The organism is Streptomyces sp. NPDC055254, from assembly GCF_053606025.1.
This window is the reverse complement of the sequence record NZ_JBSGQV010000010.1, coordinates 151,571-176,688: the sequence shown is the minus strand read 5'-3', so window position 1 is coordinate 176,688 and position 25,118 is coordinate 151,571. Positions and strand designations below refer to the sequence as shown.

Below are 25,118 nucleotides of genomic sequence, written 5' to 3'. Positions count from 1 at the left end.
CAGTCCCGACTGCTGCCCGGCTCAGCCCAGAAGGGTGCCCAGGTAGTTGCTGTTCTTACGAACCTTGATCGTCTTCTTCACGGCCCACACCTCCCTCCCTTGTGGATTCGGTCTCCCGCGGACGCGCCGCGTCCGCACCACCCGGACCGGCGGCACACTCACACCGGACGTCCGGGCCGGCCCGCGAGCCCCGGCCGCACCCGGCCGCCGCGCCCCGGGACACGAACCCGGAGGGGGCCGGGGCGGCCCGCGAAAAAGACGGGGCCCCGCGCACACCGAAAGCTGTCAGAAAGTCGGCCGGCAGCCGGCCCTCAGGCCGCCGCCATCCTCACCCGCGCCGCACCGCCCTTGTCACCCAGCACCACCTCACCCGACTCCGTATACACGGTCGTATCGGGCGAAATGATGTCGAGATGGAACTGCGTGAACGGCGTCAGACCCAACCCCCAGTGCAGACAGCCCCGCTCACCCCCGTACACCTCGTTCATCGCATGGTTACCGGGAAGAATGTCCAAACTCGTGTTCAACGCGTGCCCGATCTCCCACACCAGCGCATACCGCGAATCGATCTCGAACATCGACTCGAAGACACGGGCCACGTCCGCACCCTCACGACGGAACGGCCGCAACGAGGTGATCACACCCTTCGACACCTCACACACCACCGCCTCGTCCCGCAACGCCGCCAACCGACCCGCCAACCGCGCCTGATCCTTCCGCGTGAACGACGGCGTCCCACTGTGCAGGATCGGGAACCCCCGAAACGCGATCGACCCCTCCAACGGCAGATGCAACGACTCGTCGAACTCCACGATCTGCATCGGCAGCACACTGATCTCCCCCGACGGAACGATCTGCTGCTCACCCCACTCCAACGGACCCGCCTGCTGATTCCACACCAGCCCGTCCGCCAAATGATCCAAAACCGCCCGCGTCCCATGACGCTCGTCGACATACACCAACGAATCCGTCGACTCCGCCAACTCGAAGAACCGATCCGAGAACTCACCCTGCTCACGCGCCGACGTGTTCTCGATCACCGTGATGAAATGCCGAATAATATCCAAATCCGTCGGCGTCGAGTTGCACGCCATCCCCATCAACTTCCGATCCGGCCCCAACACCTCCTCCGACGGAGACTCGAAGAACCGGAACGGCGAAATCACCAACGAATGCGACCGCAACGGAACCGTCCCGTCCCGCAACAACGCCTCAAAATCATCACCAGGACTCAAAATGATCGTCCGGTACTCCGCATACGGAGCCTCCCGCACAACCTCCAACTCGTGCTCGATCTCCCGATTCGTGATCAGACAGAAAACACTCCCCTCCGCCTCACCGAACTGACTGAACCGAGCAGGATTAATCTTGATCGCCATAACCCGCAAACCCCTCGACCGACCAACACCCGAACACCCGAACACTCGCAACACACCACACCACCCCACCCCGAAAACCCGCAACAACACACCCCGCCCTGACCAAAACACCCCCATGTTTAAACCCCACCACCCCACCACCAGAAACAAACCAGCCACCCCACCCAAAACCCCCCACCACCCCCCACCAACCACCCCCCAACCCACCCCCCACCAGCACCCAAACCCCAACCCACCCCCCAACCCCCCACCACCCCAACCCCCCACCCCACCACCCCCCACCACCACCCAACCCCCCACCCCCAACACACCCCCGAAACAACCCACCACCCCCAAACCAGCCACCACCCCCCACCCCCCACCCACCCAAAACCCCCACCCCCCACCAAACCACCCCACCCAACCCCCACGTGAACCACATCACACCCCCACCCCCCACCACCCAACCCACGGGACTCGTTGCTCCGTCCGGGGCCGACACTGAAATGAGCTACGTCCAAGGCCGCAGCGCAGGTCGCGGGCACTCCACGCCTCCCCTCCCGCAACGGGCCATGCCCCGACGCTTCGAGACGGAGGGTCGCGGGGGCGACGAATCCGGGGCGCGCAGCCACCGGAGGCGGGAACGCGCCGTCACGCGGCCGACCCACACCGGTACCGGCCCCGATACCAGGGCTCCCGGTCACCAAAACCACGTGCGTCACACATGTCACTCGCCTCACGCCGGATCAGCTCGACGACCCACGAATACCGGTCGAACGCCGCAGAGTTCACCAACCCGGCGCACGCTCTCGCCGTATACGACGCCGGGCCGACAGAGGCTGGCCGGTCCACGACGACGCGCACGGTCACCTGCTTGGTCTGGAGTCTGGAGTCTGGCGTCTCACGAACAGCTCGCCGGATTCAGGCTCAGGCTCGTTGTGGGGCATCCACTGGTCGAGGACCTTCTTCTGCCGGGAGTGACCGCGGTCGCGTCGTGCTCGCTCTCCGGCCGACGTCCAGGCCGAGGAAGACGTCGATGTCGCAGGTGTCGATCACGTGCGGGCCCCTCCGTCACGGCCCTGTTCTCCCGAAGCTACGGCGAAGTGACAAGTAGCTCTCTGTAATCAGAGTGACGTTCGGTCAGGGAGAGCAAGGCGGGGTCCGGGGACTTCGCCGGCCTGGAGGGCAGCGAAGTCGGCGTGGGCCTGTTCAACGGTTTCGGGGTACGCCTCGCGCTTGGCGTGTTCGGCGAGCGCCCGGTAGATGCTGGCGAGGGAGGGGCTCTGTCCCTTGCGCTTGCCAGTGGGGATGATCAGGTCGGGCTGGATCTGCTCGACGGACTCGCGCCTGCGCGGCGCCGGAGCACGGTGTGGAGCATGTCGTCGGTGATGACCGGTGGCCGGCCGCCGTGCTTGCCCTTGCGGGCCGCGGTATCGAGCCCTTCGAGTGTGGACTCGCGGATGTTCTCACGCTCGGTCTCCGCCATCGCGGCGAAGAATGCGAACAGCAGCTTGCCGGGGCCGGTGGGGTCGTAGATGCCGGGCAGGGGGCCGGCGAGCATCTCAAGGACCAGGCCGTGGGCGGTGAGGTGGTCTGCGAGGGCGGTGAGTTCGGCGGCGTCGCGGCCGAGCCGCTTCATCTCGTACACGGTGAAGATGACGCGGCAGTGCGGGGCGTGTGCCTTGACCTCCCGTGCGGTCCGCAGCGCCTCCTCGAACCGGGAGCGGACCCGTACCCGGGTGCTGATCTTCTCGCTGAAGATCTTGTCCCTCGGGATGCCGTGCTTGCTCAGCGCGTCGAGCTGGGAGTCGAGTTCCTGCCCGAGCGTCGAGCAGCGGGCGTAGCCGATGCGGATGTCCGCGCTGGACAGGTCCGGGTCGATCGGCGCCGGCGGCGGGGTGCCCGGCCGCCACGGCCGGCCCGGGCCGCGGTCGGCCGGGGTGGGCACCCGCAGCGCCTTCTTCAGCCGGGGCACCTGGGTGAAGCGGCGGGTGTGGTGGGCGGAGGCGACCGCGCCGCCGCGCGAGCGGCACGGCGAGCCGGGCTGCGCGTCACACTTCGGACAGGCGAGAAACAGGGGTGTGGTGAGTTACGAGTTGGGTTCCGCTGCCAGCGCCTCCCGCGCATCGGCGAACCTCACGGGGCCGCGCGGATCGGCGTCGGGCCCCGGCCTGGCTACGATTCCAGGAACCCGAGCGCCCGTGCGACGAAGTCGTCGTGGTACTGGAAGATGCCCCCATGTCCGGCATCCGGGTAGAGGGGGACGAGTTCGCCCCGGGGTAGCCGCGTGGCCAGGTCGAGTGTGTTCACGCTCGGCACCATCCGGTCGCTCTCGCCGTTGGCCACCAGGACCGGCTGGCCGATGTGTGTCAGGTCGGCCGGCGGCTGGAGGCCCCATCGGCGGATGGCCTTCAGTTGGGTGCGAAACGACCTCGGCGAGATGGCTTTGTCGCGGTCTTCTGTGCGTTCCTTCAGCCGTTCCAGGAAGGCGCGCGCTTCCCTTCGGCCGTGCTCGGTGTCGGTGAAGAAGAGGAACTGCTTGGGGTCCTTGCGGGTCAGGAAGCCCTTCAGGGTGTCCTGGAGGGTGAGTGCGGTGACCTTGTCGATGCCGGGGCCTCCGGCGGGGCCTGTGCCCGCGAGGATGACCTTGCGCACCAGCCGCGGTTCCTGAGTCGCGATGACCTGGGCGATGAAGCCGCCCATCGACAGGCCGAGCAGGTCGACCTGCTCGAAGCCCAGCGCGCGGATGAACAGCACCGCGTCGCGGGCCATCACTTCGATGGTGTCGGGCGTGGAGCCGCCAGACGCACCGACTCCACGGTTGTCGAAGGTGACGACCCGGCGCCTGGCTGCGAGTCCGTCGACGACGCGGGGGTCCCAGTTGTCCAGGACCGCGGCGAGGTGGTGGAGCAGGATCAGCGGTACGCCGTCTGATTCCGGACCGAGCTGCCGGTAGACGAAGTCGATGCCGCGCACGGACACCGAACGAGTCGGTGCCTCTTTGTACGACGACGGGGCGGGCGTGGGGGAACTGCGCGGCGCGTTCATGATCGGCTCCTGTGCGGATGGGGGTGGCTGGGAGCCGGAGTGCTCTCGTTGCCAAGACGTACCGGTGGCGCGGTGAGGGCTCTCACCTCATCGAGACGACGACCTTGCCGGCTTTGGCGCGGCCCTTCTCGGCGTACTCCATCGCCTCGCGGGTCTGGTCGAAGGAGAAGACGCGGTCGACGACGGGACGGATCTCTCCGGCGTCGACGAGCCGGGTGAGTTCGCGCAGCTGGTCGCCGGCGGCCTTCATGAACAGGAAGGAATAGGTGACGCCCTGGTGCTTGGCGTGGCGCCGGGTCTTCCAGCTCATTGCGTTCATCGCCTGTTGCAGGACCAGGTTCGCGCCCAGCTCGCGGGCGAAGTTCGCGTCGGGAGGCCCCGCGATGCTGATGACCTTCCCGCCGGGCTTGAGGACCCGCAGGGACTTCTCCAGGGTCTCGCCGCCGAGGGTGTCCAGGACGACGTCATAGCCGTCCAGGACCTCCTCGAAGTCCTGTGTCCGGTAGTCGACGACGACGTCCGCGCCGAGCTCCTTGACCAGGCCGGCGCTGGCCGCGCTGGCGGTGGTGGCCACGTGCGCGCCCAGATGCCTGGCCAGCTGGAGGGCGATGGTGCCCACTCCGCCGGAGCCCGCGTGGATCAGGACCTTCTGCCCCGGCTGGACCTGTGCCCTCTCGACCAGTGCCTGCCACGATGTCAGGGCGACCAGGGGAAGGGAGGCGGCCTCCTCCATGGTGAGGGTGACCGGCTTGGGTGCCAGGTCGTTCTGGTGGACGGCGATGAGTTCGGTGAAGGTGCCGATGCGGTCCTTGTCGGGCCGGGCGTAGACCTCGTCGCCCACGGCGAAGCGGGTGACGTCCGCACCCACCTCGACCACCACCCCGGCGAGGTCGTTGCCCAGAGCGAGGGGGAGCCGGTACGGCAGGATCGCCTTGAAGTCGCCGTGGCGGATCTTGAAGTCGAGCGGGTTGACGCTCGCCGCGTGGACCCGGACCAGGACGTCCTCGGTGCCCACCTGCGGGTCTGGCATCTCGGCGATGCGACCGCCGTTCTGGTCGCCGTACCGCTCGATCATGAAGGCCTTCATCGTCGTCTCCGTTTCCCGTCGTCCGCATGGGACGTGGCCACTGTGCGTGCCGGGCTTTTACCAGCTCGCCACACTTTGTGATGCTTGTTTCGCGTTCCCGGACCCCCGCCGCCGCGGCGGCCGCCACCGGCGCCGTTTCCGTCGCTGGATATCGAGCGCAGGTGGGGCGATACGCGCCTCAGGCCGCGTTCGGCGATGCGGCCAGGCTCTGCTTCACCTGCCGGGTGATCTCGTCGGCGAGGATCTCGGGCAGTCCCGCTTCGATGCCGTCCAGGGCCTGTGCGGCGACCTCGGCGGGGTCGGCCTTCTGGTCGGCGGGGACGCTCGCGGCCATGCCGGTGTCCATGTATCCGACGTGCAGCGCCGAGACGGCTATGCCGCGGGGTGCCAACTCCTCCCGGACCGCGCCGGTCAGCGCCCACGCTGCGGCCTTGGCTGCCGCATAGGCTCCGAGGTCGGCCGGGTGCAGCCAGGACAGGACGGACAGGACGTTGAGCACGGCACCGCCGCGGTTGGACTCGATGACGGGGGCGAAGGCCCGCGTCACGGCGAGCGGGCCGAAGAAGTTCGTGTCCATCTCCAGGCGCACCGCGTCAGGGCCGCCCGCGATCAGCGGGGTTCCGGTCGAGATGCCGGCGTTGTTCACCAGCAGCGTCGCATCGGACGCGGTGCGGGCCGCCGCCCGGATCGACTCCTCGTCCGTCACGTCGAGCCGCAGCGGGATGACTCCCGGCAGGTCCACCGTCTCGGGGCGCCGGGCCGCCGCGTACACCGTCGCTCCGCGCTCGACGAGCTGGGCGGCCAGATACCGTCCGAGCCCACGGTTGGCGCCGGTGACCACCGCGACCGCGTTCTTCAGTTCCATGTCCACTCCCACCGTTACGGCCGTCGGCGAGTGGCCGGCGGCGCTAAGTTAGATTGCATCCACAATCTAAGCACTGGTCTAGGATAGATGCCAGTCGACATCCAATCGGGAGGTGGCCCATGGGCCGCGTATCACAGGCGCAGGCAGAGGAGAACCGCCGGCGGGTCGTGGAAACCGCGTCTCGCCTGTTTCGGGAACAGGGAACTCACGCCAGCGTCGCCGACATCATGAAGGCGGCCGGACTGACCCATGGCGGCTTCTACAAGCAGTTCACCTCTAAAGAGGCACTCCTCGACGAAGCCACCGCCCACGCCTTCAACGAACTCACCCGGCATCACAAAGACGAATTCGAGCAGCACGGCGGACAGCGCGCCGCCGCCCAGCGGGCACTGATCGACGCCTACCTCTCCCCGGGACACCGCGACAGCCCGGCGGACGGGTGTCCCGTCGCCGCACTCGTCACCGACATGGCGCGCGAGGGCGAAGGCCAGGAAGCCCGCCGGATCTACACCGAAGGCGTGGGCGATTTCGCCGAGTGGCTCACCACTGAGGACCAGGACGGCATCACCCGGCTGTGCACCATGCTCGGTGCGCTCGTCCTGGCCCGGGCCACCAACGGCTCCCCGCTCTCCGAGGAGATCCTCGCCACCGCGCGCGCGGCACTGACGGCATCCGGCTGATCCGTTCCACAGTCCGCCCCGCACAACCGGATGGAGTGGCAATGCACTCCACCGGATCCCACCCCCGGGCGACGTCGGAGGTACCGGCTTTCAGGTTGCCGACCTGGCCGAGCCGCCCGCCGCCGACCGGGCGGTTCCCGTCTCGGGCGGGGTTCGGGGGCCGGGCACCATGGACGCCGGGCGGCGAGGGCGAGGTGTGAGTTCATGTCCAGCTCGAACCGGCCGTAGGGGTTCACGTGGGTCCAGAACAGCGGGGACAGGGCCCGCCGGTCGGCGTCAGTGAGCCGCTTCTGCCACTTCTCCTCGCTCAGGATGTCCTGGAGGAGCGGGTGTTGACGTGCACCAACGCGGACTGGAGCAGGTGCAGGGCGAGCATCGAGACCTCCTGGGACTCCTTGTCGGAGCCGGTCAGGTCGCCATCCTCGCCGTAGAACAGGTCGTGGTTGGCGGAGTTCCAGTTCTCCACGATCTGGAGGCCGTCGTTGATCTCGCGGCGCAGGTCGGCGTCGGCGAGGTAGTCGCAGATGAACGCCGTACGCACTGCCCGCCCGAGTTCCTCGATCGCGCGGTAGGTGGGGTGCTTGGGCCCGCCGCGGGTGAAGCGGCGTAGAACCTGCTCGGCCTCAGCGGTGCCCAGACGTAGGGCGGTGGTGTATTTGACGATTGGTCGTACTGCTGGCGGATCAGGTCCCAGTCGATCGTCTTGGTCGACAGCACCGCGCCAGGTGCGGCCACTTCTCGTCCTGACCGGCCGCCGGCGGGTACAGCCGCGCTGAGCCGACGTTCTTCAGCCTCGGGAGCAGGTTGAAGCCAAGAATGTGGGCGAAGGCTAACCCGACGATCGAGGCGCCGTGCGTGTCGGTGTACTGCCGGTCGATCTCCACGTCCGTGCAGTGCCGCAGCACGCCCTCGATCATCGCGGCGACCTCGGAGGCCGAGCAGGACTTGAGCTGGCTGTAGACGCACAGCGACTTCTTCTCGACGTGCCAGTAGATCATCACCCTGGGCCCGCGGTACCGCTGGTGCCACTCGGTCATGAAGTTGCTGGACCAGGAGCCGAACTTCTTGGAGTCGCTCGCGCACGCGGTGCCCTCGCCCCACCACGCCGCATCGCGGGCGGCGAAGGTGGCGTTGACCAGCCGCACCAGCGCCGCGCGCAGGTTGGTCCGGTTGACGAACAGGTGCCGTACCCGGCGCAGGACGGCCTCGCTCTCGCCGTGCTTGCCGGTGACCGCGACCCGCTTGATGCCCATGTTCGTGCCCCCCGCCCGTGGTGCCCAGCTCCAGCGCGGTGTCGAAGCGGGTCAAAGCCTCGCGCAGCCGCTTCTGTAGGGCCTCGATGAACTTCTCTGGGCCCTGCGGCTGATGGATCGCGTCGTAGTGCACATCGCGGTTGTCCTCGAAGTCCGGCAGCAGATCGTCCTCCGGGTTCCGCCACCGGTTCGCCCCCGGCCCCCAGATCTCCCGCCGCCGCAGAGCGTCCCGCAGCGACACGAGGACGCACAGCTCGGACGGGATGCGCTCGATCCGACCGCGCTCATCCACGACCGCCTTGCGCCACTCCTCGCGCACCACCCCGCCCAGCGGGATCTTCTCCGCCTCGTCGAAGAACGCCCCCTCCTTGCCGATGGGCTGATCCAGATACCGCTTGAGCAGGTCGATCGCGTCTTCTGCACGAGCTGGATGAACAGCTCCACCAGCGAGTCGGTGATCTCCGTCTCCCGCACATGGCACAGCGTCGACAGCAGCGTGTACCGCACCGGTCCGGCCGCCGCCCGAAGGTCCGAGGGGTACTCCTTCGCCGCCCGCGCCCGCCAGGCCGCCACCGGCTCCTCCGACACGTCCGCGAACAGCTCCGGCGGAAGCTGGAGCCCGCGCACCCGCTGGAGTTTGTTCACCTCCGCCAGCAGGCTGTCCAGCCCCAGCACGCCCGGGTCCGCCTTCAGCTCGGTAAAGAAGGTGCCCCCACCGCCCGCGCTCTCCTCGTCCGCATCGGCGTCCTCGGCGATCAGGTCATCCAGCCGGGACCGGGTCGCCGCCGACAGCCGGCCCACGGTGGCCGCGCAGAACCGTTCCTCGAAGGCGCTGACCGCCTTGCCCACCAGCCGGGCGATCTGCCCTGGGGCCGGCGGCTCCAGCCGGTCCTTACGGCAGCGGCGCGCCGGTCCCGGTTCAGCTCCACTCCGCACAGCTCGACCGCCAGCCACTCGGCGAGCTGGGCCTGGTCGTCCTCGGAGCACTCACGGAAGCCGAACGCGTCTCGGATCTCCATCCGGTGCCGCTTGATCGCCCGCCCCGACCAGTCGTACGCGGCCCACTCCTCCGCGGCCACCTTCACCCGCTGTGCGACGTACGACACCGCCGACACCGGGATCTCCCCGGCGTCCTCCGGGAACCAGGCCTCCACCTCGAAGAACTTCAGCAACAGCGCGGACCCCAACCGGTTTGCTCCCGACTTGTTCCGCAGCCGCGGGGAGCCGCGTTGACTTCGGCAAGACGCGCGGGAAGGCGTTCATTCGGACATCGCGGACCGGGCGAAGCGCTCCCACGCCCGGCGAAACCCGTCCGGGCCCAGTCGCTCACCCGTAGCCGTTCGGGGTCAGGACCCCGAAGTGTCCCGGCCGCCCCGGCCGGGTGAGCGCGTCATACCGTCGAGTGCCTCGCGGTGGGAGGCAGTCTCGTCCTGCCATGCCTGGGGGTCGAGCCCGCCGCTGTGCACCATGTGGACGACGAAGGCGGCGGCGTTGCCCGCTGCGGTCTTCTGTGCTGCCGCGGTCTTATGGGCGCACCAGTCGGACACGCCCTTGACGAGGATCCACTCGGTGCGTCCTCGCGCCGCGGCCGCGTACAGGCCTCCGCCCTCCATTTCGACGGCGAGCGCGTCCGGTTCCTGCTTCAACAGGGCATCCCGGTGAGGCGCGAAGTCGACAAGGGCGCCCGAGGACAGCACCAGCCCGGTGTGGACGGCCGCGCCGGTCCAGTCGACGCGCGCGGTGCGGAGTCGATCGAGCAACAGCACGGACGGGGGCACCTTGTCGCCCCGCAGCGTCACGATGCTCCGCTCCCCGTCACCTCCCACCCGGCGGTGGTCCATCTCCCGAATCTGCTCGGCGACCACGATGTCACCCAGGGCTTGGCGACCGCGCGGGGAGGTTTCGCCGTCGAGGGTGAAACCGGGTTTCAGGCCGCCGCAGATGCCGACCATGATCAGGAAGTGCGGGCGCAGTCGTGTCAGCAGTGCCGGCACCACCAGCGCCGAACCGGACGGTCCCAGTGACGACTGCCCGCACCGGGCGACGTGGATGGCCACCTCGCTGATGCACCCCTGCTCGAACACGGTCTGGTCGCCGAGGAAGCGCGCCTTCGGGGTGGCGCCGTTGACCGCGGCGACCGCGGCGAACACCGCCTCCTGCTCGACATCGGTGGCGACGAGCAGCAACAGCTTCGTTCGCTGGTCCATGGTTCTCCTGAGGACGACGTGGGGAGCGCGCCGGGTACGTCGCGCCCTGACCGACTGCAGGGCGGCGACGGCGCCTACTAGGACTCCGGTCAGAGCCATCACACTGATCAGCCACCCGAAGACGATCGACTGGAGCGTGTCGGGAGCCAGCCCCGGGGGGTCGTTGAGGAGCAGCCGCTGGCTCAGCCAGCGCAACGCCCGCGGATAGTCGGACGGCCGGCCGTCGCAGCGCTCGGCGCACGCCGTGCGTTCCCAGCCGGCCACGAGTACCGGCCCGGCCAGCAGTACGGCTACCACCGCCGTGGCGTACCAGAGGGCGAACGAACCGGACACGACCCGCCGGTCCGCCGGATCGTCGCCGGCGGCCACCGGGAGCAGCACCAGCACATCGGTCGGACCGCCGGTCACGCGTGGGGCCCGGTTCCGGGAGTTCAGGCGTTCGCGTACCGCCGTCGTGGTGACTCCACGGAGCGGCACCAGGAGTGTCTCGATCGCGCCGCCCCGCTCCACGCCGAAACCGAGGTCCGCCGCCACGGCCCTGGCATGGCCGCCGACCAGCACTCCCAGTCGACCGGTGGCGCGCCGCAGCAGTTCGTCCGTACGCTGCGGATCTTCCAGGTGAATCAGCGGAAGGGTCCAGTACGCACCGTCCGGCGGCGGCCCGACCGGGCCGGCCTCACGGGAGCGGACGGTACGCCACATCGCCCAGGCGGCGGTCGCGCAGACCCCGGTCGTCCACACGGCGGTGTACAGCACCGTGGCGAGTACCAGTACGAGGACGGCTGTCCGGGCCGGGGTGAAGGGCAGCAGGACCGCGATGACGGCCCAGGCCACGGCGAGCGGGACGATGAAGACCAGCCGCTCCCACTGTCGGTCGGCGAGCCTCAGCAGGGCGTGGCCGACCGACAGCGCCGGTGTCGCGCGGAAGGGTGCCGCCGGCGGCTCCAACAGGGCGAAGCCGTACCGGTCCAGCCAGACCAGCCGCCCGTCCAGAGCCGCCGCACGCAGCATCACCGCCAAGGGGCCGCGCGACCTCGTCAGGCCCGAGGTCCCGCGTTCTCGCAACGCGGCGATCGAGACGGCTCCGTGCTCCGCCGCGCGCACCGCCCGGGCGGCGTCGAGGCACTGGGCGAAGGACGGCGACACCGCCTCCGAGGCATCGCCCACCGAGCACCTCCCCTCTGCGACTGCGGACCGCCGACGAGCGGCCTGCCGAAGTTAGCCGAATCGAGTGATCTACGCCACAGTAGCGTCTACTGTGACAGTGCGTCATCCGGCGCAGGGGACAGGGGACTTCCGCGCGGGGGCGACCACTGCCGTGCCGACACGCCCACCGGTCGTGGGCGCGGTCGTGGGCACGGTCGTGCCGCCGGATGGCCGTTCGGTCGAGCGGCGGCGCCCGGAGCGCCGCGGGGGGAGTGGTGCATGAGCCCTGAGGCATCCGACGGCAGGGAACGGGCGTTCCCTTTCTACGTGGTGTGCGACGTCTCGCAGTCGATGTGGAAGGAGGGCGTCTATCATCCCGCGGGGGACGTGGGGCGGGTGCCGGGGCGCACCCCCTACGACGCGCTCTGCGAGGCCGTGCCGGACCTGCTGTGGAAACTGCAGCTGGACGCCACGGCCTGTGATGCCGCGCACATCAGCGTCGTCACGTTCGCCGAAAGTCCGCGCACGGTGGTGCCCCTGGCACGGCCGGACACCGTGAAGCGCATCGACTCGCTGCCGAAGGGCAGCCAGACCGACTACGCCAAGGTCCTGGTCCACCTGGCGCGCCAGGTCGAGCAGGACTGCCGTGAGCTGGAGCAGGAGTACGCCCTCAAGCGCCCGACGGTCTTCTTCCTCACCGACGGCGATCCGTACGTGGGTTCCGCACGTCAGCCGGACGAGGCCTGGCTGCCGTACCGCGCGCAACTGGTCGGCCTGAAATGGGCCCCCCAGGTGGCTGCCTTCGGCTTCGGGAACGTTCGCCCCGCGACGCTGGTCCGTCTGGCCACCCCGGCGATGGGCGACGGCCATCAGTCGCGGCCGATGGCGTTCCGGTCCACCGCGCAGGTGCCGGTCAGTGATCTGCTGGAGGCGCTGATCGACACCCTCTTCATCAGCATCAGTGCCTCCGTTTCGGAGGACAAGCTCGACCTGCGTGTTCCGGAGGGCATGCAATGGCTGGCCTGATCATCGCTCTCCTGGCCTCTGTCGGTGCGGTGCTGCTGTTCTTCACGGCCGTGAGCATCGCCACCAGCGTGCGCCGTAGGGGCGTACTGCCGTCCCGGCTTCGGGGAGCGCTGACCGGGATGCCCCTGGTCGGCGCCCACTGGCGCCGTACCCGGCGCCGGCGCCGCACGAGCGGAGGCGGGAGCCCCGCCCCGCACCCCGGCCGGTCGGACAGGCAGGAGGAACACCGCCCCGCGACCTGCCCCCAGGCACAACCGATGACGGGTCCGGGGCAGCGCGGGGAGATGGGACCGTGGTCAGCCGGAATCGGTCAACCGGCGGCACTCCCCCTGGCGTCCGCTCGCCGCTCCTGGCTGTCGGCCGGGGTGTCACGGGACCGGGAACATCAGCCGTCGACGTGTGCCGTCGGACAACCTGCCGGCGGCGAGGCGGACCGTCCGGCTGTCGGCCCTGACAGCGGGAAGCACCACAGCTCCGAATCGGCCGTCCCGGGCCGGGGGCTGCGCAAGCACCGCAAGGATGCCGACGGTGCCCGTCCCGGCCCGACTGCCGGCGCGCCCGGGGCGAAGGCCGACGCCGACCCGTCGCCTCTGGTGGCGGGGCGTCCGCCCCGCCCCGTACCGGTATGGCTGTCGAGCACGGCCACGCACGCCCGTGCCGCCATGGCCGCCGACGGCGGCGCCGTGCACGGGATCACCGTGCGCGCCGCGACCGTCCGAGGCCGCAGCCACATGCAGACCGGCGAGGAGCGCCACGATGCCTACGTGGTCCGCACTGACCCCTCCCTACCGTGGATCGTCGCGGTCGTCGCGGACGGCGTCAGTTCCTCGGTGAATGCCGGTGAGGCAGCCGCCGAGGCCGTTGCCCACGCCGGCCAGCTCGTCCTCGACCGGCTCCGCTGCGCCGGTCCTCCGGACGGCGCCCACTGGTGGACCGGGGTGTTCGAGCGGACCGCCGCCGCCGTCGCCGCACACACCGAAGGGCTGCCCCGGCTCGAACCGCCCGCTGCACGACGCCGCATGATGGAGCCCGGCCCGGCGGCCACCACCCTCGCCGTGTTGGTGGCGCCCGCCGACCCGACGCATGACCCCCGGGTCTTCTCCGCCGTCGTGGGAGACAGCCGGATCCTACGGCTGCACCACGGCACGTGGAGTGCCGTGCTCGACGCGCGGGCCTTGACGGCCGGATCCGACCGGGTGCACACCCTGCCGCGCCACCCCGAGGCGATGCGTGCCACCGAGTCGGTGTGGCGCCAGGGCGAGGTCCTGGTGCTCGCGACCGACGGCTTCGCCGACGCCATCGGCCCCGAGTCGCCTCTGGCGCTGGCCCTCGCGGACCGGTGGAGGCAGCCGCCGTCGCTCTCCGGCTTCCTGCGGGACGTCGACTTTCGCAAGGCCACCTACAACGACGACCGGACCGTCGTTGCCCTCTGGCAGGGGAATGCGGACACCGCCGTCGCCTGACGCCCGGTGCGCCGCTCCGTCCCCGCGACCAGCCACCATCCACGGACCGACGAAGGAGGTGCCGCCGTGCCGGACCCGGTCACGATCCCGGTCACCGAACTGCAGTTGGGGCCCACGGCCTTCCGCGGTGCCGGACAGGCCAGATCGCTCGACCTGTGCCAGGCACCCGGCCACCCCATGGTGCTGATCAAGTGGTACACCGCTCAGGCACGCAACGTGCTCGACCCGGACGCCTTGGCCGCCCTCGTGGAGTGGCGGTTGCGTTTGAAACCCTCCGACCGCGCTGAGCTGGACCGGCGTTGCGCCTGGCCGCGGGCCGCCGTCACCGACGACGACGGGGTGTGCGGCGTCCTGATCGCACCCGCGGGTGAGGACTTCGGCGACACCCTGCGCCGAGGCGGTCGTTCTGTTGCTCGCCCCCGGGCGATCGACGACCTGGCTCGTACCCGCAAGGCCGCCGTTCGCGTCGGACTGCCCTACTACGAGGCGCCGCTGAAACTGGCCGTGCTGGCCCGGCTCGTCGAGACCACCCAGTGGCTGCATTCCCACGGTTTCGCGGTGGGCGACCTGCAACCGAAGAACGCCCTCTTCGCGATCGAAGGCGGTATCCGGGTTCACCTCATCGACTGCGACTCGTGCGTCATCCTGGACGGCACTCCCCCGGTGTTCCCACCGGCCGACCCGGAAAGCTGGAAATTGCCGGGAGCGGACGGTTTCAGCGAGGTCACCGACTACGGCAAGCTCGCCTGGTCGGTCGTGCGCTGCGTGCAGGAGAACCTGGAGGCCACCACCATCGACGAGGCCGGACTGCGGACCGTGATCGACTCCCCGACCCTGGAAACCATCGCGGACTGCAGCCGCGGCGAAGTCCTCCCGAACGCCGCCGGGGTCTGGGCGTCCCGGGCCCGGGCATGGCCCCGGCTGGTCACCCCGTCCGGGTTGTACGTCACGGTGGACGGGAGCCTGCTGCGCCGCTGGGACCCCTCGTCCCCCGTTCCGGATCCCGCTTCCTCCCCGCCTGCTCCGGGTTCCGCCGACGCCTCCGCGCCCCACTCGGCAGCCGCCTCCCCGGACGTGGCCGGAGGCCGTGCCGCGGACCCGGACCCGGACCCGGACCTGGACCCGGTGCAGGTGCCGGACCCTCCAACGGAAGCCGGGTTCGTCCCGTCCGGGCCCGCGGGAGCGGCCGCGGGGAACCGCCGCACCCCGCCCCCCGGCCGCAAGGACGACATCGTCGACCGCGTCATGTGCGTCCTGGCCGTCGTGCTGGGCCTGGCAGCGCTCGTCCTCGCCGGCTACGGCGCGTACGCGGGCGCGACCTGGCTCGTAGGCCTTTTCTGAACGAGGACGGGGGCGGCTCGCGCCGAGACGGGGTGGGAAGCGGTCGCCGCCCGCCCCGCCCCCGGAGGCCGTACCCGCCCACGTCTTCGGCCCACTTGGAGGGAGACCCCCCATGACCCGCACGGCGAATCCGCTGGTGATCGGAGTGGACGGCCGCTACACCACACTGGAGCCCGGCCGCTCGTACCGCATCGGCACGGCCCCCCATTGCGACATTCGGCTCCCGGATCCCGGGCCGGCGGACGAGGTGGGAACGCTCCTGCACCGGCTGCACTGGACCCTCGGTGGTCTGCCGTCCGACGCCCGCGTATGGCTGGGCGGCGCCGAGGTCGTCGGCCGGGTCGTCCACCTGCGGAACGTCCCCGACGGTACGACCCTGCTCGTACGTACCCCGAGCGGGGAGGCGAGGATCGACATCGGACGAACCGGAGCCACGCGCCGGGCGCCCGCTTCCGCAGTCCCCCCGGCCCGCACGGCCCCGCCCCCTCCCGCAGACGGGGGCCCCGGGTCCGGCCGCACGGACGGCGCTGACGGGGTGGTGACCCGGCGGCTGCACCGCATCGGGCCCACCACCCTCATCGGCCGTGCGGACACGGGGGGACCGAGTGACGCCCCGGGACGCATCGCCGTCCCGGGCCTGGGCGTTGCCGTCCGACACGCGACGCTCACCCGCCGGGCGCAAGGGGAGTACCACCTGGCCGACCACGGACGCGGACGCGGCACGTTCGCCGGCGGGAGTGCGGTGCTGTGGGCGCGCATCACCCCCGGCACCGCCTTCACCGTCGGTCGCAGCCGGTTCACCCTGGTCGAGGACGGCGTACTGCGGGAAGACCGGTACGGAACGCCCGCCGCGCTGGCCGTCGAAGGACTCCGGGCCGTTCACGGCAGCGTCACCGCGTTGGACGGTCTCACGTTCACGTTGGAAGCGGGCCAGGTGCTCGCTGTCCTCGGCCCCTCGGGCGCCGGTAAGACCACGCTGTTCCGGGCGCTGCTCGGAGAGGTGACGGTGACGGGCGGTCGGGCCACCCTGCAAGGGCTCGACAGCCGCACCCACGCGGCCCAGGTCCGGCTGCTCCTCGGCCTGGTCCCCCAGGACGACGACCTGCACCGCACCATCACCGTCCGCCAAGTGCTGGACTACGCGGCCCGGCTCCGGATGGCGTCGGACGTCACGGCCGCCGACCGCAGGACGCGCGTCGAGGCGGTGTGCGCTGAACTGGACATCGCCGACCGCATGGACACCCGGGTCGAGCTCCTCTCCGGCGGTCAGCGCAAGAGGGTGTCGCTCGCCCTGGAGATCCTCGACGAACCCTCGCTGCTGATGCTCGACGAACCGACGTCCGGTCTCGACCCCGGGGCCGCCAGAGAGGTGATGCGCCTCCTGCGCGGCGTGGCCGACCGAGGCTGCACCATCATCCTCGTCACCCACTCCACCGACCAGCTCCATGGCGTCGACCAGCTCCTGCTGCTGGCACCCGGCGGGCGGCCCCTGTACTTCGGCCCGCCCCGTGAGGTCCTCGGCTCCATGGACGCGCCCGACTTCCCGACCCTGATGGACCGTTCCCGCGCCGTCGGGCCCGCCCGGCCCGTCCGATCCGGATCCGGTCCGGTCGGCGCCGCGCGGCCCGGGACCTCGGGGGGCCGTCGCCGCAGTGACGAGGCTCCCCCGGCGCCCGCCCACACACGCCCCCGCCCCAGGAGGCACCGCCCGACCCGCCGGACGGCGATCCTCGCCCGCAGGGAGCTGTCGTTGTTGGCCGCCCGAGGGCCGGCAGGTCTGCTGGGACTCACCGGCCTCGCGGTGGTCTGCGGCGCCTTCGCGGCCCTGGTCGCCTCGGACCGGGGGCTCGGCGGTGGTCCGGGAAGCAACCCCGAGGCCCTCCAGGTCGTCAACCTCCTGGTCATCGGCGCCGTCCTGTGCGGTCAGGCCCTCTCGTACGGGAACGTGGTCGCCGACTTCCCGATCGTACGCCGCGAGTTCCGCACCGGCGTGTCACCGGGACCCGTGCTGGCCGCCAAGGCCCTGGTGTACGCGGGGGTCGGCACGATCCAGGCGGTGGTCTCCGCATCCGTGTACCTGGTCTTCAGGCCCGGACCCGCCGCGGCGTTCGGCCTGCCCTCGGCGATGCTCCTCGTGCTGCCGCTGATCGCCACCGTGGTCTGTTCGATGGCGCTCGGCCTGCTCGTGTCCGTCTGTGCCTCCCGGTTGGAACGGGCGGTGACCTTGGTGACGTTCGCCTCGGTCTGCCAGGTCGCGCTCAACGGGGTGCCCTTCGCACTGACCTCCGGGCCGCTGCACCTGGCGTCCCTGGTCGTACCCGCCCGCTGGGGGCAGGCCGCGCTGGGCTCCCTGGCCGATGTGGGGCGCCTGGCCCCGCAAGCGGCCAGTGACCCCCTGTGGGCCCACCGGGCCGGCCGGGCCGCGCTGGACAACGGCATGCTCGCCCTCCTGACGGCCCTCTTCCTCATGGCCGCTTGGCTGGTGCTGCGCCGCCGGCTCCGACCGGTCTGAAGCCGACCGTATGCCCGGGGCGGCCGCGGGGAAGGGATACCACGGCCGCCCGGGGCACGCGCGTACCGGTCGGCACGGACAGACGCAGCGACGGCGACGGCGACGGATAGAGGGGGGTGGGGACGTGTCGGAACCCGGATCCATATCCACGGAGCAGCTGCTGCTCCTCGAGTACGACCGGCTCAAGGACGAGCAGCGGGCCCGCATCGGCTTCCGGGACAACCTGCTGTACGCGACCCTGGCCTCCGTTGCGGGCATCCTCGTCCTGCACGTCCAGTCCAAGACTCCCGCAACGCTTCTGCTCCTCCCGCCCATCACTGTCCTGCTGGGCTGGACCTACCTGGTCAACGACGAGAAGATCTCGGCCATCGGCCGCTATGTGCGCACCCGTATCGCGCCTCGTTTCGCGACCGGGGGCGAGGGCGGCCAGGAGGTGTTCGGGTGGGAGGTCGCCCACCGCGACGACCCCCGGCGACGGTCGCGCAAGCGGCTGCAACTGGCCGTGGACCTGTTGTGTTTCTGCGGGCCGCCGATCGGGGCCGTCGCCGCCTACTGGACCGCGGGCCGCACTTCGCCGGTCCTGGCCGCCGTGTCCGTCGCCGAGCTGCTGGCCACCGTCCTGCTGGCCTGGCAGATCGTGGCCTACGCGGACCTGACCGCCACCGGCTGACTTCCCGGGCGCCTACCGGCCCTGCCCGGCGAATGCGCGGTCGGCTCCGCCCGCCCGCACGTGGCCGGCGCGCCCTCCGCGGGTCGTTGGCCCGTGTGAGTGACACGCAGGAATGGGCCGGGAGCGGGCCCGGTTTGGGTTCGGGGAAGGCTTTTCCCTGCCGAAGGAGTACGCCGTGGCCCTGGACCGTACAGCACGTGAGCAGTTCCTCGCCGAGCCGCACGTGGCCGCGATCGCCGTCAGCTCGGGCGCTGATGAGGAGCGCGCGCCGCTGACCGTGCCGATCTGGTACCAGTACGCACCCGGTGGTGACATCTGGATCATGACCGGCCGGGACTCGCGCAAGGCTCAGCTGATCAAGGCGGCCGGCCGGTTCAGCCTGCTGGTCGACCGTGTGGATCCGACGATCCGGTACGTGTCGGTCGAAGGCCCGGTCGTGTCGACCGAAGCAGCGACGCGCGAGCACCTGGTCGAGGTCGCGTCACGGTACCTGCCGGCGGAGAAGGTGGACGGTTACGTCGAGTTCGCTTGGAAGGACCACGGCGAACAGGTGGTGATCCACATGCGTCCGGAGCGGTGGGTCAGTTCTGACCTGGGCACGGTCTGACCTGGGCACGGTCTGACCTGCCGGGGCGGGCGGTCGAGGGGTACTGCGCACGCACGTCCCTCGGACCCCCGGGCGAGTGGGACCGGCTCCTGCGCGCGTCCCACCCGCCCGGCCGCCAACCCGCCCGGACGCCCGGCCGCCCGGCCGCCCGGCACTGTGACTACTCGCTCGGGTCCGTATCGTCGACGAGCGCGTCTGCCAGCAGCCTCGCTGTCGCGGCGATCAGTTCGTTGTCGCGGGGTGCCGTCGCCTCCGGCTTGGTGGTGAGGATCGCCAGCACCACGGGCGGCCGCCCCGGCGGCCAGGCGATGCCGGCGTTGTTGTTGGTCCCGTACGACCCGGCGCCGGTCTTGTCCGCGACGACCCAGTCGCGGGGCAGGCCGGCACGGAGTCGTTCCCCGCTCGTGGTGTTGGCCAGCAGCCACCCGTTCAGCCGCTCCCGGTCTCCGGGGGTCAGGACGTCACCGAGCGCGAGTCGCGCGTACGTCCGTCCGATCGCGCGGGGGCTGGTGGTGTCGGTCGTGCGCCAGGGCTCGGCCGAGTTCAGTTCGGGCTCCCACCGGTCGAGGCGGGTCGTACGGTCACCCATTGAGCGGCAGAAGCGGGTGATCGCGGTGGGGCCGCCGAGCTCGCGGAGCAGGAGGTTGGCGGCGCAGTTGTCACTCTGGGCGATGGCCGCGGAGCAGAGTTCTGCCACGGTCAGGCCCGAGGCGATGTTCTCGGCCCGCCGTGTGATGTCTCCGCCGCCCGCTTCCGTGACGTCCTGCTGCGTGTAGTGGATGCGCTTGGCGAGGTAGGTGCCGTCGTGGTCGAGGTCCCGCAGCACGGCTGCGGCCGCGGCGGTCTTGAAGAGCGAGCACATGGGGAACAGTTCGTCGGCGCGGTGGAGCACCGTCCGGCCGGTGGCGGTGTCGCGCGCGTAGACGCCGAGCCGAGCCCCGTGCTCGTGCTCCAGTCGGCGCAACTGCGCCAGCGTACGCGCCTTTGCGCGCGATGACGCGGCGCGCGCCGTGCCCGTCGAGAGCGCCGCGGCGAGTGCCGCGCCGGCTCCGACGGTCAGTAATGCGCGACGGGAGGGTGCTGTTCCCTGAGTCTGCACGTCAGTCTCTCCTCTTTCTCTTCTGCCGCCTTGACCTGCCTGATGATGTGTCCTTGGACGCCGAACATGATCGCCGCGGTTCCCGAGTGTCTGTTCCCGTGCGTCTGTTCCCGGGCGTTTGTTCCCGGATGCCTGTCCACGGGTGCCGTTTTCGGGTGCCGTTTTCGGGTGCCGTGCCGGGTCGGCTCGCCGCGTACGGGACGGGAGCAGCGGCAGCGGGTCGGGTCACGCCTCGGGCCCGTAGCTGCCCTAGCTGTCCCTGATCGAGCGGGCATACGGCGGCACGCGGGCGCGGCGGCGGGGCCGGGGCGGGCGCGCCGGTCAGGATGGGGCAGGCAGACGAAGGAGAGCAGCGATGCCGACGCAGGGACGCGCCGATCAACCCGTCACCGAGCTGGACGCCCGTTACAGTTCCGCGCTCAACCCCCGCCCGGGCGCCGCGGACGTCACCGCCACCGAGTGGTCCGAGGCCCGGGCTCTGCTGGAGACAGCCGAGATCTTCTGGGTGTCGACCGTGCGACCCGAAGGCCGGCTGCACGTCACTCCGGTGATCGCCGCCTGGCACGACGGGGCGCTGTACTTCTCCACCGGCAAGGACGAGCAGAAGGCGAGGAACCTGGCTCATGACGGGCACTGCGCGCTGACGACGGGTGGCAACGCGCTCACCGCAGGGCTCGACCTGGTGGTCGAGGGCAGGGCGGAACGGGTTACCGATCCCGCGGTGCTGGAGGAGGTGATCGCGGCGTACGAGACGAAGTACGGGGCGCACATCACCTCGCCCGAGGGCACCTTCTACGGGCTCGGGGAGGAGTTGCGAACGGGGGCCGCGCTGGTGTTGGCGGTGGCACCGACGACGGCGTACGGCTTCGGTCGGGACAACGGGGTCTATACGCACACGCGGTGGGCGTTCTCGTAGGCGTCGATGACGTCCAGGCCACCAACGCCCGAGGCGTGTCCCTCGCGATCAAGTACGAGATCCCGCACATGCTCAGGGCTCAGCGCGGCGTCATCAGCTGCACCTCGTCGTCCGCGACCGAACAGGCGCGGCCGAACGGCGCTGCCCACACTGCGAGCAAGCGGGCGGTGCAGGGCATAGTGAAGTCCGCGGCGCTCGCCTACGGGCCCAAGGGGATCAGGCTCAACGCCCTGCTTCCGGGCACCACCGACACCCCTTTTGTCCGCCCGCCGGGAATCCCGGACGCGAAATGGGCCGAGTACAAGCAGGCATGGGGGCCGCTCAACGTGGACGGTCTCGAACGGATGGCCGACGCCGAGGAGATCGCGCGCGCAGTGCTCGGGCTCGCATCCGACGACTTCCCCCATATGACGGGTGCGTCGGTCACCGTGGACGGCGGAAGCCCCACGGGCCGGAGGATGATCCAGCCGAGCGGTACCCGAGATTGCGCTCTTGACCTTGCAGCGATTCACCGACGCGCCAAGGCCAGCTCATCCGATGGGAAACCGTTCGGACTGTGGTGCCGCTCGCCGGGACAACGCGATCGCGACCCGGTCGGGGTCGCGAGGACGGATCGTTGGACATGCTGCATAATTTTGGACTCTGAGTCCAACCTTGCAGCAACACGCACGATGGGGAACGCGCCGAGCGTCGCGGCCGGCAGCCCTCATCCGGCACCGAAGCCGTGTCCGGACCAACACCGCCACCGGCACCGCCGGCCAGGAACACTCCTGACCGCCTTACAGAAGAAACTGGAACGGGCCATGACCGCCGAACACCGTGCAGCCGCTCCCGTACCCGACCTGTACGACCGGTCCGGGAACCGCTACTCCCTGGACGACCCCCGCTGGCGAGGTGAGGACGGCAGCCCCCTCACCATCAGCTCGCAGCCAGGCCTGCGTCCTGACCAGATCGACACGACCGAACGGTCCATCTGGCGATACCACGCGGCACTGCCCGTCTCGGCCACCCACCGAGTGAGTTTGGGAGAAGGATGGACTCCGATGATCCCGGTCAACTGGGCCGGACGACGCGTCCACTTCAAGCTGGAGTGGTTCAACCCGACCTCCAGCTTCAAGGACCGAGGCGTATCGGTCATGATGTCCCACCTCGCAGCACACGGTGCCCTCCGAGTGCTTGAGGACAGTTCGGGAAACGGTGGTTCTGCGGTCGCCGCCTACGCCGCCGCTGCCGGCATCCGCGCCAAGATCATCGCCCCCGCCGTCACCTCAGCAGCCAAGATCCTCCAGGCCCGCGCTTTCGGCGCCGAGATCGAACTTGTGAGCGGCACCCGCGAGGAGGTCGCGGACGAGGCGATTCGCCAGTCGGCGCGACTTCCCTACGCCAGCCACAACTGGCACCCCATGTTCATCCAGGGCACGAAGACCATCGCCTACGAGATGTGGGAGTCTTTCGGCTTCACGGCGCCCGACAACGTCGTCCTGGTGGCTGGGGCAGGGAGCAACATCATCGGTTGCGACATCGCGTTCGGCGAGCTGCTCGCTGCCGGTCAGATCGACGAGCGCCCGCGCCTGTTCGTCGGGCAACCCGAGCTCTGGGCGACCATCGCCGACACGTTCAACGGCATCGACCCGGCCAGCCGCGGCGAGCGGGTACCGACGATCGCCGAAGGTGCGTCCATCGCCAACCCGGTTCGGCTGCCCGAGGCGGTGGACGCCATCAGCCGTTCCAACGGCGCCGCATACGCCGTCCCTGAGGCGGAGATCCACGCCGCGGTCCGCGCGCTGAGCGCGCGAGGCCTGTACGCCGAGCCGACGAGCAGCGTCGCCGCGGCAACCCTCGATCACTTCATCGCGACCGGAGACATCGCCCCGAACCAGACGACCGTGGTCGTGCTCACCGGTTCCGGGCTGAAGTCCGCCGAGAAGATGGCCTCGGTGTTCGACGGGCCCTCCCACTGACCTCCGGAAGAGTAAGGAGAGCGCGATGGCACCCCCCTCGCAGCCCCCGCACCGGGGCCCCACGACTGACGCCGACAGCCTGGACCCGTCAGCCGAGGCCCCCCATGACCGATCCGATGACGAACTCGCCGACGAGCACCTCCTACGGGAAGCAGAACGAATCGCGGTCGCCGTCGGGCGCATGTTTCCGGGATTGTGCGAGGTTGTCCTGCACGACCTGCGTCGCCCTCGCAACGCCATCCGCGTCATCGAAAACAACCTGTCCGGGCGACAAGTCGGCGACTCCGCCACCGAACTAGGACTACGGCGCATCGCAGACCCCAGCTACCCCAGCGTCATCCAGAACTACAGCAACCAGTTCCCCGACGGACGCCCGGCCAAGAGCACCTCGATCGGGGTCAAGAATGCCGACGGGCGCTACGTCGCGGCACTGTGCCTGAACCTCGACGTCAGCACGCTGTCCCCGCTGACGCTGACCCTGGCGAAACTCGTCGCCACAGACATCGAACACCGGGACGAGACCCTCGAAACACTGCGCGACCGCACCGAACGCGAACTCCGGACCGCCATCGACTCCTTCGCGGCACAGCGCTCCAGCACCCCACGCAGCCTCAACCGCGACCAAAAGCGCGAACTGGTCCGGCAACTGCACCGCGAAGGGTTCTTCGAGACCCGAAGTTCCGCACAACACATCGCCGACCGACTCGGCATCTCCCGAGCAACCGTCTACAACTACACGAAGTAGCCGGCCAATCCGCGGGGCGCCCGGAGCAGCGAATGGCCGGTTCAGGGCACAGGGTGATCACAGACGGTGAGGGATCCACTACTCTATGGCGGGCTCACGTTCGACCACGTCAAAGGAGATGCGCGTGGAGCGCAGCCGTACCGACCTGAGAATTCGTGCCGTCCTTGCCGCGATGGGCGTCGGCATCGCCCTCGTCGCCGCGCCCGCGGCCCAGGCCGCCCCCGCAGCGGCGTCCGCGTCCGCGGCCGTGGCGCCGGCACCCTGCACCGGGGAGTTCGAGGGCGACAAGCGGCTCGGGCCGCAGTACTTGCCCAAGCGGTGGCAACGGCCGGTCGGGCCGCTGGTCAAGCGCTACCAGCGCACCGGCAAGCTGTCGTCGGCCGACTTCCTGCAGAAGTACTGGGAGGGGCCGGCCGACACCGGTAGCTGGAAGTACCCGCCGAACGACGGGTTCGCCGAGGTCAACGGCCGGGTGGACAAGGCCGCCGAGGACCTGACGCCCGGCGAGCGCCTCGACCGCTTCGGGTCCGAGTACGGCTCCTACCTCGCCCCGGCCGGCGATACGTACCCCGAGCGCGCCCTGCCGCCGCAGAACCTCAACACCCGGGACGCGGCCTTCCCGTGCGACTACCACGTGTACGAGGTCGCCAAGCCGTTCAGGGTGTGGGAAGGCTCCATCGCCCCCTGGTTCGAGCAGCCGGGCGGCGGGCGGCAGATCAAGCTCGATCCGGTCTTCCTGAACCCCGGCGAGGGGCAGCGGCTGAACGTCAAGTGGCTGCTCGACAACGGCTACCTGGTCCCCTCCGCGTGAGACGTCGGCAGGAGCTCGAGCGGGCGCTCCGGGAAGCCGGGGTGCCCGCCGGGCACTACTGGATCGAGGGCGTCCACGAACCGGCGCCGCCCCCGCCCGACTTCGTCTACCTGCGGGCCCTGCCGGAGGGCGGCTGGGAGACCGGCGTGTACGAGCGCGGCGCGTACGAGCCCGTCGTCGTGCACGCCGACGAGGACGCGGCCTGCGCGCACCTGCGGCTGCTGCTGGGCGTGTGAGGCGGGGGTACGGGAGCGTTGGCGTCGCCCTGGCAAGGCGAATTCACCTGCCACTCGGATTCTCGGGGCTACGTGCTGAGGGGCACA

General features: G+C 70.3%; 22 protein-coding genes and 2 pseudogenes. 13 read left to right on the top strand and 11 right to left on the bottom strand.

Going from position 1 to position 25,118, the window contains the following annotated elements; genetic code table 11:
• Nucleotides 1-311: 311 nt before the first annotated feature.
• The 6 genes and pseudogenes from ACWFQ8_RS13625 to ACWFQ8_RS13600 form a co-directional block, all read right to left on the bottom strand.
• Complete coding sequence (locus tag ACWFQ8_RS13625; protein ID WP_453786365.1) at nt 312-1,379, bottom strand: hypothetical protein; 1,068 nt, start codon at nt 1,377-1,379, stop codon at nt 312-314.
• Nucleotides 1,380-2,670: 1,291 nt separating this feature from the next.
• Entirely contained in the window at nt 2,671-3,333 is a 663-nt protein-coding gene (locus ACWFQ8_RS13620) for a recombinase family protein (protein WP_453786364.1), read from the bottom strand.
• Nucleotides 3,334-3,354: 21 nt separating this feature from the next.
• Nucleotides 3,355-3,435: pseudogene (locus tag ACWFQ8_RS13615) on the bottom strand (zinc finger domain-containing protein); the annotation flags it as partial.
• 98 nt (nt 3,436-3,533) lie between these two features.
• Entirely contained in the window at nt 3,534-4,406 is an 873-nt protein-coding gene (locus ACWFQ8_RS13610; protein ID WP_453786363.1) for an alpha/beta fold hydrolase, read from the bottom strand.
• Nucleotides 4,407-4,488: 82 nt separating this feature from the next.
• Nucleotides 4,489-5,493 (bottom strand): NADP-dependent oxidoreductase, encoded by a 1,005-nt coding sequence (locus ACWFQ8_RS13605; protein WP_453786362.1) that lies wholly within the window; start codon nt 5,491-5,493, stop codon nt 4,489-4,491.
• A gap of 178 nt (nt 5,494-5,671) precedes the next feature.
• Nucleotides 5,672-6,358: an SDR family oxidoreductase gene (locus ACWFQ8_RS13600; RefSeq protein ID WP_453786361.1), complete on the bottom strand. Its 687-nt coding sequence runs from the start codon at nt 6,356-6,358 to the stop codon at nt 5,672-5,674.
• Between the two features lie 119 nt (nt 6,359-6,477).
• On the opposite strand from ACWFQ8_RS13600, the gene ACWFQ8_RS13595 reads away from it, so the two are divergent.
• A complete protein-coding gene (locus ACWFQ8_RS13595) occupies nt 6,478-7,038 on the top strand; it encodes a TetR/AcrR family transcriptional regulator (RefSeq protein ID WP_453786360.1) in 561 nt (186 codons plus the stop codon).
• 307 nt (nt 7,039-7,345) lie between these two features.
• Here ACWFQ8_RS13595 and ACWFQ8_RS13590 read toward each other — a convergent pair whose 3' ends face one another.
• The 4 genes from ACWFQ8_RS13590 to ACWFQ8_RS13575 all read right to left on the bottom strand — a co-directional run bounded on the left by ACWFQ8_RS13590 (nt 7,346) and on the right by ACWFQ8_RS13575 (nt 11,665).
• Nucleotides 7,346-7,675: a Tn3 family transposase gene (locus ACWFQ8_RS13590; protein ID WP_453786406.1), complete on the bottom strand. Its 330-nt coding sequence runs from the start codon at nt 7,673-7,675 to the stop codon at nt 7,346-7,348.
• A gap of 46 nt (nt 7,676-7,721) precedes the next feature.
• On the bottom strand, nt 7,722-8,291 hold the full coding sequence (locus ACWFQ8_RS13585) for a Tn3 family transposase (protein WP_453786359.1): 570 nt from the start codon (nt 8,289-8,291) through the stop codon (nt 7,722-7,724).
• Nucleotides 8,292-9,046: 755 nt separating this feature from the next.
• A complete protein-coding gene (locus tag ACWFQ8_RS13580; RefSeq protein ID WP_453786358.1) occupies nt 9,047-9,478 on the bottom strand; it encodes a DUF4158 domain-containing protein in 432 nt (143 codons plus the stop codon).
• Nucleotides 9,479-9,637: 159 nt separating this feature from the next.
• Complete coding sequence (locus ACWFQ8_RS13575) at nt 9,638-11,665, bottom strand: 5'-methylthioadenosine/S-adenosylhomocysteine nucleosidase family protein (protein ID WP_453786357.1); 2,028 nt, start codon at nt 11,663-11,665, stop codon at nt 9,638-9,640.
• 258 nt (nt 11,666-11,923) lie between these two features.
• Here ACWFQ8_RS13575 and ACWFQ8_RS13570 point away from each other — a divergent pair, with 258 nt between their 5' ends.
• The 6 genes from ACWFQ8_RS13570 (at nt 11,924) to ACWFQ8_RS13545 (ending at nt 19,263) form a co-directional block, all read left to right on the top strand.
• Nucleotides 11,924-12,670, top strand: a complete 747-nt coding sequence (locus tag ACWFQ8_RS13570) for a vWA domain-containing protein (RefSeq protein ID WP_453786356.1) — start codon at nt 11,924-11,926, stop codon at nt 12,668-12,670.
• 662 nt (nt 12,671-13,332) lie between these two features.
• Complete coding sequence (locus ACWFQ8_RS13565) at nt 13,333-14,133, top strand: protein phosphatase 2C domain-containing protein (RefSeq protein WP_453786355.1); 801 nt, start codon at nt 13,333-13,335, stop codon at nt 14,131-14,133.
• Nucleotides 14,134-14,199: 66 nt separating this feature from the next.
• Nucleotides 14,200-15,474 carry a hypothetical protein gene (locus tag ACWFQ8_RS13560; protein ID WP_453786354.1) on the top strand — a complete coding sequence of 425 codons (1,275 nt, stop codon included), beginning with the start codon at nt 14,200-14,202 and terminating at the stop codon, nt 15,472-15,474.
• A 112-nt stretch (nt 15,475-15,586) separates the two neighbouring features.
• Entirely contained in the window at nt 15,587-17,986 is a 2,400-nt protein-coding gene (locus ACWFQ8_RS13555; protein WP_453786353.1) for an ATP-binding cassette domain-containing protein, read from the top strand.
• 124 nt (nt 17,987-18,110) lie between these two features.
• On the top strand, nt 18,111-18,656 hold the full coding sequence (locus tag ACWFQ8_RS13550) for a hypothetical protein (RefSeq protein ID WP_453786352.1): 546 nt from the start codon (nt 18,111-18,113) through the stop codon (nt 18,654-18,656).
• A gap of 175 nt (nt 18,657-18,831) precedes the next feature.
• The gene (locus ACWFQ8_RS13545) at nt 18,832-19,263 is read left to right on the top strand and encodes a pyridoxamine 5'-phosphate oxidase family protein (RefSeq protein ID WP_453786351.1); all 432 of its coding nucleotides are present in this window, start codon (nt 18,832-18,834) and stop codon (nt 19,261-19,263) included.
• Nucleotides 19,264-19,423: 160 nt separating this feature from the next.
• On the opposite strand, the gene bla is transcribed toward ACWFQ8_RS13545, so the two are convergent.
• A complete protein-coding gene (gene bla / locus ACWFQ8_RS13540; RefSeq protein WP_453786350.1) occupies nt 19,424-20,362 on the bottom strand; it encodes a class A beta-lactamase in 939 nt (312 codons plus the stop codon).
• Nucleotides 20,363-20,717: 355 nt separating this feature from the next.
• On the opposite strand from bla, the gene ACWFQ8_RS13535 reads away from it, so the two are divergent.
• The 6 genes and pseudogenes from ACWFQ8_RS13535 (at nt 20,718) to ACWFQ8_RS13510 (ending at nt 25,031) form a co-directional block, all read left to right on the top strand.
• Entirely contained in the window at nt 20,718-21,278 is a 561-nt protein-coding gene (locus tag ACWFQ8_RS13535; protein ID WP_453786349.1) for a pyridoxamine 5'-phosphate oxidase family protein, read from the top strand.
• Nucleotides 21,263-21,706 (top strand): annotated as a pseudogene (locus ACWFQ8_RS13530) (SDR family NAD(P)-dependent oxidoreductase); the annotation flags it as partial. The gene ACWFQ8_RS13535 and the pseudogene ACWFQ8_RS13530, both read left to right, overlap by 16 nt.
• Nucleotides 21,707-22,081: 375 nt before the next feature.
• The gene (locus tag ACWFQ8_RS13525; protein ID WP_453786405.1) at nt 22,082-23,239 is read left to right on the top strand and encodes a threonine synthase; all 1,158 of its coding nucleotides are present in this window, start codon (nt 22,082-22,084) and stop codon (nt 23,237-23,239) included.
• 25 nt (nt 23,240-23,264) lie between these two features.
• Nucleotides 23,265-23,984 carry a helix-turn-helix transcriptional regulator gene (locus ACWFQ8_RS13520; RefSeq protein ID WP_453786348.1) on the top strand — a complete coding sequence of 240 codons (720 nt, stop codon included), beginning with the start codon at nt 23,265-23,267 and terminating at the stop codon, nt 23,982-23,984.
• A 172-nt stretch (nt 23,985-24,156) separates the two neighbouring features.
• Complete coding sequence (locus ACWFQ8_RS13515; RefSeq protein WP_453786404.1) at nt 24,157-24,795, top strand: TNT domain-containing protein; 639 nt, start codon at nt 24,157-24,159, stop codon at nt 24,793-24,795.
• On the top strand, nt 24,792-25,031 hold the full coding sequence (locus tag ACWFQ8_RS13510; RefSeq protein ID WP_453786347.1) for a hypothetical protein: 240 nt from the start codon (nt 24,792-24,794) through the stop codon (nt 25,029-25,031). The genes ACWFQ8_RS13515 and ACWFQ8_RS13510 overlap by 4 nt, the downstream gene beginning before the upstream one ends.
• Nucleotides 25,032-25,118 lie beyond the last annotated feature (87 nt).